Genomic DNA, 10,809 nt, shown 5'->3' with positions numbered 1-10,809 from the left:
TATTGCCAAAATTATACGATTTTATGTATATTACCATATAATTTTGGCAACTATAAAAGTGAGTTTAAAAGTTATTTATTATATCTAGTTAATTATTTCTTGTCAGATTGGAGTTTAAAGCACAAAATTATTTACAGACTCCTTTATTCTTTTGCTATTTCTTTTGATATAAACCAAATACTATCTCTTTTATTATTCCACTATCGTCTAGTAATCCCCTTAAACTTCCTAGCTTATATTCTCTTTTTACTTCTTTATCTATTTTTACTAGTTCTGATTTTTCGTAGTTCTAATTGCTTATTTCTACTTCCACTTTTGTACACTCTAATATACGTATATTCTATATGTAGATTCGGTTTTACTTCTTCTTTTAGTAACACTATCTCTCTCTATATATCTGTTGTATGCTTCTATTAGTTCTTCTGCTTCATATTTCTTTACTATGTTTCTTATTGTCCCTTCTTCTAATATCCCTTTTTTTATATCTCTTTCTGTATCTCATATGTTCCATCCTATTTCTGATAATACTTCTGCATCTGTTATTGCATATGCTATATCTGTTAAACTTGTTCTTATTTTCATTTTATTTATCAGTCTCTTTTATCTTTTTCTTAAATTACGAATTGAAATTTTGGAATTATCCTCTTGTTTTTTATTAATTTATCACACCTTTTATATTTACTGAATAAAATAATATATGCAATTATGCTAATTATCTCCTCAAGGAGGCTTATAAATGAACAGAAAAAAAGTTGTAGAAATTAAAAATGTCAGTAAAATTTATCACACTATAGACGGAGAAACTTATACTTTAAAAAATATTACTCTTGATATCTATCATGGAGAAATAGTGGTTTTGGTTGGTCCAAGTGGATGTGGGAAATCGACTCTTTTATCTATAATAGCCGGACTTTTAAAGCCTTCTAAAGGTGAAGTCTTTATTAATGGTAAAAAAGTCGAAAATACAAATAAAGAAATAGGCTATATGTTTCAAAGAGACCATTTGTTTGAATGGAGAACTATTTTAGGTAATGTTTTAATTGGACTAGAAATACAGAAAAAATTAAATAAAGAAACAAAAAAATACGTAGAAAATCTCCTTGATACATATGGACTAGGAGATTTCAAACACCATTATCCAAGCCAGCTTTCAGGTGGTATGAGGCAAAGGGCTGCTTTGATTAGAACATTGGCTGTAAAACCTGATATTCTCCTTTTAGATGAACCTTTCTCTGCTCTTGATTATCAAACCAGGCTCGCAATAGCAGATGAAATAGGAACTATACTTAAAAATGAAGAAAAAACTGCAATAATGGTTACACATGATATAGCAGAAGCTATATCTACATAAAGGCAGAAAAATTTAGATATCAACAAAAGTAATATAGTAAAAAAAATGTCCCTATAAAAAGGGATATCAAAAAATTTAAAGCAAATGCAAATATTTAATGATACTTTATGTCGTAAAAATTTAGTCTATACATAAAATATCCAAAGAATAATTTCTAAAATTAAACACAATGAATCTATCCGACTAACTAATTATAAACAAAAAAGAAATAAAAAATATTAAGTAAATGATTGTTTTTATGAATAAATATTACTACACAATTTCATTTTCAAAAAAGTTAAATACTAAAAAGATTTTTTAGCAGGTATTTAAAGCAGCTATATTGAATTCAACACCCTACCAGTATATAGTTTTTAATTTTATTTTCTATTTCGCACTAATATTAATAATTACAATTCCTTAAATATATTGTATATCAATATTCCTTTTAATTAAATATTCAGCTTCACTTTCATTTAAAATAGGAACATTAATAAACAATTTCTCCTTTGCTCTACTAAAAGCTACATAAAAAATTCTATGTTCTTCTTTTTCTAGGTCAAAATTGAAAAGATACTTCTTCTGTTTTTCATCCATTATTACTAATACTGAATTGAATTCACTCCCTTTTGCACTATGTATGGTTCTAATATAACCTTGACTGTCATTAATTTTCAAAGATTGATAAAAATCTATTACTTTATATTCTTTATAAAAATCCACAAGTCTTTTACTTTTACTTGTAATTATTGATGTCATTTTTCCTAAATTATAAATATCTTCAATGTTTTTTACTACTTCATTATTAAAATCAATAATCCCTTGATTTTTATATTCTTCAAAACTTTTAGCAACTTTATCCAATATATCTATTGCTATCTTCCTTTTATCCCATTTACTAAGTTTCTTCTCGTTTTTTCTTCTTTTTAATATCTTACTTATCTCTTTTCTCGCTTCAGTATAACTCTGAAAATTATAAAGCTGTATTGATTTTAAAATCGTATATAATGTATTTACTCGTTTTTCATTACTGTCAATCGCTATCGCTTTTTCCCATAAATTGTCAATCAAACTTTCATTGAATTCTAATTCATTAACATCACTATTGTTTCTTACTAATATAATAGCATTCTCTTCGTTTCTTATTTTTTCTACTATCTTAAATTTATCGCCTACTAAAATTCTTACTTCACCACTATTAAGTTTTATAGGTTGTTGTTCAAAATCATTTCTTAATATATTTAAAAAACCAACTATTGATTTACCTGATCTATTATTCTCTTTAATAGTATATACTTTTAGATTATCTACATTAAATTCAGTAAATTGTCTTCTATCAGTTCCATTGAACTCGTAAATAGCTTGTGCTGAGTCACCAATAATACCTATTCTTGTTTTATCATTAGTAAGCATTTTTATAATCATTGCTTGTATAGGATGAGTATCTTGAAATTCATCAATAAATATATATGGAAATTTTTTATTTAAAAAATCAACTATTCTATTATTTTCTTTTAAAATTTTGTATGAAAGATATAAAACATCTTCATGATGTAAAACACCTATTTTCCAATAATTCATTTTATATTCTTCAATTTCTTCTTTATTGAAAGAAGGTAGTTTATTCTGAAAAATCATCCTTTTGTTTAAACTATTAACTTTATACTCAAATTCACCCTGTTCGTTTTGAATCCAATCAAATTTTTTAATATACTCGATAAACTTTTCATTTTTTAAATAAAATATGTAATTTTTTTCATTATTTTTTCTTTCAGTATATCTTTCTAATAATAACCTTAAAAAATTTCTATATGGTATATGTTCTTGATGTCCTGATAGCTCATCTAAATTTATCAAACATTTACCATTATCATCCTTTAACAAATATCCATATGGCTTTATTATATTTCGATATAAAAAACCATGTATTGTATCCACTTCCACTTTTCCTGTTCCTTCATTTAATCTTTCCTTTATTTCATTTACTGCATTATTGGTGTATGTTATACATGCTATTTTTTTACCAACTCCTAAACGTTTTGAAGTTGTTAAAACTTGTTTTATATGATTTATAAGCCATGTAGTTTTTCCTGCCCCTGGCCCCGCCTCAATTTTAAAGTTATTCTCAATTTCTATACAAGTATCTGATTTAATTCTTTTCATAATGTCACTCCTCTTTACAAACCCATTCAATAGCATCCTTTATATATTTAGGCACTTTAAAATCTACAAAATCACTTGTCCCTTTTTTGGTTAAATTTTCTTTTAAGTTATAATTTAACTCTAATGCATGTTCACCTTTACTATTTTCAACAGACTGATAATATCTAGTTGCTATTAAAATTCTCTTTTTCTCATCTTCGTCTTCAATTATAATTGAATTCTTTAATTTTTCTTTCAAATCATCTTTTAACTTTGATACTTGCATCATTTCTTCAAAACTTTTATTTTCTTTATACATTTCCATTAATTTTTCTATTTCTTCTTTATTGCTCATACAACTTGTAATTAATAAAAAGTTATCTGGATTATGATAAGCTAATGCAAATTCAAAAGTCTTCCCAGCTTTTTCCTCATAAAATATCTTTATATTATATGCTTTTTCATATTTACTCTTTTCTATAATAATGGGATTACTAATATATTTAGATTTATTCGAATTATCTAGTTCAAATGGAAAACATTTTTTTGCATCAAATGTAGGGTCATTATCTGTAATACATGCTACTTTTTTATTCAATGAAAATTCTTTAGTTGTATCAAAAATTTTTAAAAAATGTTGAAAATATCTACCTCCAATATTGATAACGGATATATGATTATCTTCTAAATCAAATACATTATCATTTTCTAAATCTACATATTGAGCTAATGCACTCATTAGAAGTTGTTCAGCAATTCCCTCTACAAAGATACTTCCTTTAGAAAATAACATGTCTGATTTTGTAGCATCTAAAAATCGCTTTACATATGCTTTAGACTTTTGGTCTTCTTTTAAATCAAAAAAGACTTTGCCAGGATAGGCAACATTTAACTTATCTTCCTTGTTTCTATTTAATATAATAATCTCATCAAGTTCTACTGCTGAAGTAATATGAGTAGAATGGGTTGTTATAAAAACTTGTCTAACTTTTTCTCGTTCTTCAAGTTTTTTCTTTAAGAATTTAAGAAACTTAAACTGCATAGATGGATGTAAATGTGCTTCTGGTTCTTCAATAACAAGCATAGGATATATTTTTCTATCGTCTTCATTTATATATTCTTCAGTTGAATACATCTGCATTTTTGAAAGTAATATAGCCATATAAATCAAATTATTATATCCTAATCCATTATTTTTAGCAGTTATATCTATTCCAGTTTCTTTTTCAACAAATAATTTTAAAGCAGACAGAATATCTATCTCCGTTATCTCGCCATTAAACTTAGGTTGTCCACAAATTGAAGCACCACTTTTATCTGTATAATCCAAAATGTGCTTTATATCTATCCTTTCAACTAAATTTTGTATTAACTGTTTTGAGATATCATCAAATTTCTCATTTTCTTTTTCAATTTTTTCATTTTTAACCTCATCTGTTATCGTTTTATCAGTTTTTATATTATAGTCCAGAAAATAAATCAAAACATCCTTCAATAATGTATTTTTTCCAGTAAAGAGTTCTTTTTCTACATCACGTATTGCATCCAAAAATTGAAAATCAAACTTTGATAATTGCTCAAAATCTACTCTATTCTTTAATTTTTCATCTTGTACATAGATTCTATAAATATACTTAGTTATATATTTTCTTTTTAATAGTTTTAAATAATCTTCACGACTAGTTTTACCTTTTTCTATTAACTTCTTTATATCTTTTTGATAATTCTGTAGATCTTTCTCGGGTAAAAAAAATTCATAAGTTAGTTTTGCAATATAGTATGGATCAACTTGTATTCGCCAATCATATACTATATAATTATCTTCTTCTTTTTCATTTTTACCTTTAGATTCTTCAATGTAAACTGAAATTTTTATCTTTGGAGGTTCAGTATATTTTAATTCATCACCTTCAGTTTCGAAATATTTGGTAAAATCAATTTCTTTGTTAAAATCATCAATATCTGGTCTAGGTCTATTATTACTAAATATTAATGATAATGCTCTTAACAAGTTACTTTTCCCTGAGTTATTATGCCCTATAATCACATTCATCCCATCATTAAATTCAATAGTTGCTTTATCTTTAAAATTCCTAAAATTCTCAATTTCTATCTTTGAAATATACAAATTTATATCCCCCTTTGTTCATAATACTAAATTACATATTTAATTATCTTTTAATATAAGTTTTTACATCTATTATGTATCATTAGTTACACCATATAATTTCTTATACCAGACTTTACCTTTTTGCCTTTTTACTTCTACTTGGTCACTGTTAAGAGAATCACCTACAATATAAGCCCATATCTCTATATCATTAAGTAATCCTTCATACCTTCTAACAAAAATATCAATTAGACTTACACCCTTATTGTTGAAATCATCTTGAATAACAATAATCTTTTTTTAGCGTTTATCATTGATAAATAAAAAACAGTTTCCATAACTGTTGATAATTTAGCTTATGTAAAATTATATTTTTTGTCCAAGTGTAACTTTTACATTCAACTACTATTGAATCATTTAAAAAAATAAAGTCTTACTTTTTCACAATTCTAAACTATGAAATCCTGCCTCTTATTTTTAGCATCTTTTTTATATTTCTTCAACTTATTCTATATCATCATCAAATATAACACGTATATTACCAATAATCTCTAAACATTCAAGCCTTTTCTTAACATCTTCTATTTCTTCATATAGAAATTCAACCTCATCTATAAGTGATTGCGGTACCTTTCCTTTACAAATATCTGCTAGATATTCCTGTACTAAAGTAATATCCAAATCCAACAGCTTAATATTTTTAATAAATTCATAAAAAGCTGATGTTTGTTTTGTATTAATTAAAAAAATAATAAATTCTTTAAGTGCTATTTGCTCATTAATATACTGTTTTTGTAAGGAATTTTTATTAAATTCAGGTAAAAATATCTTAAATGCAGAAGAATCATATCTAAATTCATAAGTGTATATATTTAATTTATTAGCTTGTTCTTTAATTGTTTCATAGTATTTTTTTGATATTGAACCAACAATTTTCCCAAAAAATCCTTTATTTTTTTATTATTTAATGTACTCTGAAAGATATCATCAACAATAATATCTAATTTTAGATTTTTTGAAATAAAATTTATTAACAAGTCTCTTTCTCTAGAGTAATTTCCATTTAAATTAAATCTACTATATCTACAATTATTATAGAAATTGGTAATAAGTTATAAAAAACTATTTTGTTGTGAATTAAAATCTATTTTACATCTCTTTTTTATTCTATTATGTAATTCCTAATGACTATGCGTAATTAAGCTTTTTTCAAAGTCTTCTAATTCATCTAAAGAAATGTCTTCTAAAAGAACAATAAGAACTTTTTGTAACCGCTCTATTCCTACAGAAATAGGATATAAAACATGAAAAATCTCTTGTTCATTATTAAAAGTTTCAAGACGATTAAACTCTCTTATTCCGTTATAAATAAAAGTTCCTGCAATATCAATTTCTGTTTCGATAGTAAAATTTTTGAAATATGTGACTTTGTTCATTTAATTTACACCTCGCTTTATAACTTATATAGACTTTACCTACAGTCTAATTCTTAAGAATTTAAAACATATAAACCTTCCAAACAGTTTTCTTCAAACTTTCCTTTAAATAATGATATCTAGATACTAATAGTAGATAAGTAAACTGTACTGTTTATATTAAAACAATATTATTGGTAAATTGTACTAATATATCAATTCTACATCATATTTGCTATTTCCTGCTAATAATCAGCGAATATTATCATTATATTATGTTCTTACCAAAACCCCCTGTATATAATCCTCATTTCTGTCAATACTCCTTACCAAGGGGGTATCGGACATGCCTAATATATATGTGGAATTGGGTAAAAAAATCAGAAAATATAGAAAAAAGAAAAAACTATCCACACCTGAATTAGCAAAGAGACTTAATATATCAACAGGGCTTGTTAATAATATTGAAAATGGAAGACATGATGTTTTTAAGTTAGAACTGTTATTAAAAATTTCTAAGGAATTAAATGTTTCGCTAGGAGAACTACTACAATCAGACTATATTGATATCCGTGATTTAAGTATTCAAGAAGAACTAAAAAAAATACTAAAAGATAAAAATAATAGAACAAATGAAAAAATAGATTACATAAATCAAAAACTTAATGAAATTTTTATATTGTTTTTAGCTACAATGTCAAAATACGACTACAATACTAAAGCAATTGATTATATTACTAATCATATCCTGGAAGAACTCAATTTTATTAAAGATCTGGATGTTATTGAAAATAAAGTCTCAACTTAGAGACTTTATTTATTTTTTGCTTTTCTATAAGAATGAAATTGTTTTCATAAAAATGAATAATATCTGTTTTTCTGCACATTCTAATCTCAAGGAGGTATGAAAATGACAACAAATAAAATATATCTAAGTGCTACAAGTATTAAAACTTACTTATCTTGCAAAAAAAGATTTAAGTACAAGTATCTAAATAAAATTGATATAGGAAAAACCATCTCAAATAAATATATATCCTTTGGTAACAGTATGCATATGGCTCTTGCTGACTACAACATGATTACAGATGAGTCATATAAGACTTTAGATATACTGCATAATCTACTTAGAAAAAACTGGATAAGGGATGGATATAGTTCAATTAAAAAAGAAAAGGAATATGGTCAAATGGGATTAAAGCTTCTTAATGATTTAAAATACATCAAAGAAAATAAATCCTATATTGTTAACGAAGATGAAGCAGAAAACATAAGAAAAATATTTAAAATCTATTATGAAAATATAGATAAAGTTGGTAAAAAAGATAATAATGGAAAAACATTTACAAAAAATAGTTTAGTTAAATTAATAAAAGAAGAAATAAAAATAGATAACAGAAACATCAGCCAAAATTTTATAGAATCAATAATTAAAAGACCAATTTATGCTAAAAAATTACCAATAGATTCTAATATTAAACTAAAGGATATACTTTATTATGATGTGAAAAGAAATAAATATGACCTTAATGAAAAAGATTTAATAGAATGTACTAACATAAATGATGCAATAATTGATATAGATTTCTGGAAAAAAATAGTTGTTAAAGCATTGGTTAAAGAAATAAAAGGCAAAAGAAAAGCCCCCGAATATCTTTTTAAAAAACTCCTATATTGTGGTACCTAAAAAAATTCATAGGTAACGAATATTATACATGCAATAAGGGCTGTACAAAGCTTACCCAAGATGAAATATTAAAAATGTTAATTCCAAAACTAATACATGATTGCAATAACAAAGATATAAAAAATAAAATTAAAGCTGAAATCAAAAGATTGTAAAAAGAAATAAACAATAAAAAGAAAAATATCGCAAATACAAATACTAAAATTAAAGAAAAAATTCATTTGCTAATAAATAACCCTAATAATAAAGGTTTACATGATGAGTTAAAAAATTTAAATGAAAAAAATTGCATGCGATAAAGAAATATCAAAACTAGGTCGATTATTAAGAGAGCTTATTTACAGATATGAAAACCTAAATATTTTTAAATTTGAAATGAGTAATATATCTGATGAAGATATTAAATTTTTCATAGAAAGATGGAGAGAACTACATGAGCTATTATCAAATCCAGTTCACAAGGTGGTGATTAATAAATCTAGTAAAAATGGCTACTCAATCGAGACCATATACACAGAAAAATAATCTTGCTGTATGTTATCTAAGAGTTTCAACTAAAAAACAAAAAGACAAAGGAAATTCTATAGAATTTCAAAAAGAATATGCTGATAAATATTGTAAAGAAAACAATCTCCAAATCATCAAATATTTTGAAGAAACAAAATCAGCTTCAAAAACACAAATCGAAGAATTTGATTATTCAAGCAATTTATATGATTCTCTTAAGGATAGACCTAAACTTAAAGAAATAATGAAAATGGCTAAATTAAAGAAATTTAACCACCTAATCATATACAGCAGAGATAGGCTTGCTAGAAATTTTGAACTCTTTGTAGCATTAAGATTTTTCTTTGAAAAATGTGGTGTTAAAATACACTATACTAAGCAAGGTGAAAATTTACTTTCTGAAAACGAACGACTCTGTAAACTCTTTGAATTAATTCTAGGAAGTATAGCTGAACTTGAATCAAGTCTCATTTCTTCAAGAGTAAAATCAGGTCTTGTGCAAAGTATTAAAAACAAAAACTGGGTCAGTTATCGTACTCCCTATGGATATGTATTAAAAAGCAACGGTTCAAAGGGAAAAACATTAAAACCTTCAAATATCCAGAAGGAATACGTTAAAGAAATTTTCAATTTATATAATAATCATGGATATAGTTATAAAAAATAGCCGAAGAACTTAATAAAAAAGATAAATACGGACATCAATGGACTGAAGATAAAATTGAAAGAATTATTAAAAATGAAACATATATAGGATATATAGTTTGGAACAGACGTAGTAAAACAAATGATAAAGACATCATTAGGTCACCTATTATTGAAGGTGCAAATATAATTACTGACCAAGATTGGCATATTTCTAAAAAGCTTAGATATGTTAAAAATAAAGCTAAAGATCCTAAATATTACAATACTCCATTTCTTTTAAGAGATAAATTAATTTGTGGTCACTGTAATACCCTCATGAAGCCTAAAAACTATGGTAAAGATAAATATGGAAATGAAAGACCAAACGTTTACAAATGTGAAACTAAAGATGGAAGACAATCTCATTTTATTGTAAAACAAACTATTATTGAAAATATATTTGTTGAAGAGTTTTCTAAAATATTGAATTCAGATATAGTAAATAATCTTTATAACCGATACTGTGAGGTAATCAATAAAAAAATGCAGGATGTTACTAGTCAGCTAAATGATTTGAATGAAGAAATCTGTGAAATCAAAAGCAAATTAAGTAAACTAGAAGAAATGACATCCAATGAAGCTTTTAAAGATTTAATTGAAATTCTTGATACTGAAAAATGTGAACTAAATAATGAATTGAATATATTATGCGAATTCAAATCAGAACTTAAATATAAAAAAAATATGCTTAATCAGCAAATATCAAAATTTTGTAATCTAGAGAAAAAAGAAGCATTAATTGATGAAATAAAAAAATCACTTAATAAGTTTATAACAGTAGATTTTCCTCAATTAGAAACAACTGCTATTAATACTGCTTTACTTATAGCTCTTTATCAAAGTAACTTGGATATATTAGATGATGAAAACATTACTTCTAAATAATTTAATTAATACTAAAATAAAGCATAACTTCTTTACTACAAAAGAA

The 10,809-nt window shown here is 25.0% G+C and carries 10 protein-coding genes and 1 pseudogene; 7 read left to right on the top strand and 4 right to left on the bottom strand.

What is annotated here, in order from left to right:
* The first annotated feature begins 736 nt into the window (after positions 1–736).
* Positions 737–1,351: an ABC transporter ATP-binding protein gene (locus AB4Y15_RS11295; protein WP_427340455.1), complete on the top strand. Its 615-nt coding sequence runs from the start codon at positions 737–739 to the stop codon at positions 1,349–1,351.
* A gap of 399 nt (positions 1,352–1,750) precedes the next feature.
* Here the strand turns inward: AB4Y15_RS11295 and AB4Y15_RS11290 are convergent, their stop codons facing one another.
* From AB4Y15_RS11290 to AB4Y15_RS11275, 4 genes are all read right to left on the bottom strand, one after another.
* Complete coding sequence (locus AB4Y15_RS11290; RefSeq protein ID WP_427340454.1) at positions 1,751–3,493, bottom strand: UvrD-helicase domain-containing protein; 1,743 nt, start codon at positions 3,491–3,493, stop codon at positions 1,751–1,753.
* Between the two features lie 4 nt (positions 3,494–3,497).
* Positions 3,498–5,600 carry an AAA family ATPase gene (locus AB4Y15_RS11285; protein ID WP_427340453.1) on the bottom strand — a complete coding sequence of 701 codons (2,103 nt, stop codon included), beginning with the start codon at positions 5,598–5,600 and terminating at the stop codon, positions 3,498–3,500.
* Positions 5,601–6,086: 486 nt separating this feature from the next.
* Positions 6,087–6,263, bottom strand: a complete 177-nt coding sequence (locus AB4Y15_RS11280; protein WP_427340452.1) for a hypothetical protein — start codon at positions 6,261–6,263, stop codon at positions 6,087–6,089.
* Between the two features lie 500 nt (positions 6,264–6,763).
* Complete coding sequence (locus AB4Y15_RS11275) at positions 6,764–7,018, bottom strand: hypothetical protein (protein WP_427340451.1); 255 nt, start codon at positions 7,016–7,018, stop codon at positions 6,764–6,766.
* Positions 7,019–7,343: 325 nt separating this feature from the next.
* Here AB4Y15_RS11275 and AB4Y15_RS11270 point away from each other — a divergent pair, with 325 nt between their 5' ends.
* From AB4Y15_RS11270 to AB4Y15_RS11245, 6 genes and pseudogenes are all read left to right on the top strand, one after another.
* The gene (locus tag AB4Y15_RS11270; RefSeq protein ID WP_427340450.1) at positions 7,344–7,805 is read left to right on the top strand and encodes a helix-turn-helix domain-containing protein; all 462 of its coding nucleotides are present in this window, start codon (positions 7,344–7,346) and stop codon (positions 7,803–7,805) included.
* A 102-nt stretch (positions 7,806–7,907) separates the two neighbouring features.
* Positions 7,908–8,684: a PD-(D/E)XK nuclease family protein gene (locus AB4Y15_RS11265; protein ID WP_427340449.1), complete on the top strand. Its 777-nt coding sequence runs from the start codon at positions 7,908–7,910 to the stop codon at positions 8,682–8,684.
* 276 nt (positions 8,685–8,960) lie between these two features.
* Entirely contained in the window at positions 8,961–9,209 is a 249-nt protein-coding gene (locus AB4Y15_RS11260; RefSeq protein ID WP_427340448.1) for a hypothetical protein, read from the top strand.
* Positions 9,172–9,858 carry a recombinase family protein gene (locus AB4Y15_RS11255; RefSeq protein ID WP_427340447.1) on the top strand — a complete coding sequence of 229 codons (687 nt, stop codon included), beginning with the start codon at positions 9,172–9,174 and terminating at the stop codon, positions 9,856–9,858. The genes AB4Y15_RS11260 and AB4Y15_RS11255 overlap by 38 nt, the downstream gene beginning before the upstream one ends.
* A pseudogene (locus AB4Y15_RS11250) lies at positions 9,855–9,986 on the top strand (recombinase family protein); the annotation flags it as partial. The gene AB4Y15_RS11255 and the pseudogene AB4Y15_RS11250, both read left to right, overlap by 4 nt.
* Positions 9,987–10,154: 168 nt before the next feature.
* Entirely contained in the window at positions 10,155–10,763 is a 609-nt protein-coding gene (locus tag AB4Y15_RS11245) for a hypothetical protein (protein WP_427340446.1), read from the top strand.
* The last annotated feature ends 46 nt before the right edge of the window (positions 10,764–10,809 follow it).

It is taken from the genome of Caloranaerobacter longqiensis (assembly GCF_050286925.1).
Lineage (GTDB): Bacteria > Bacillota > Clostridia > Tissierellales > Thermohalobacteraceae > Caloranaerobacter.
Note: the sequence above shows the minus strand (reverse complement) of the source record. Positions and strands in the feature narration are given on the sequence as shown.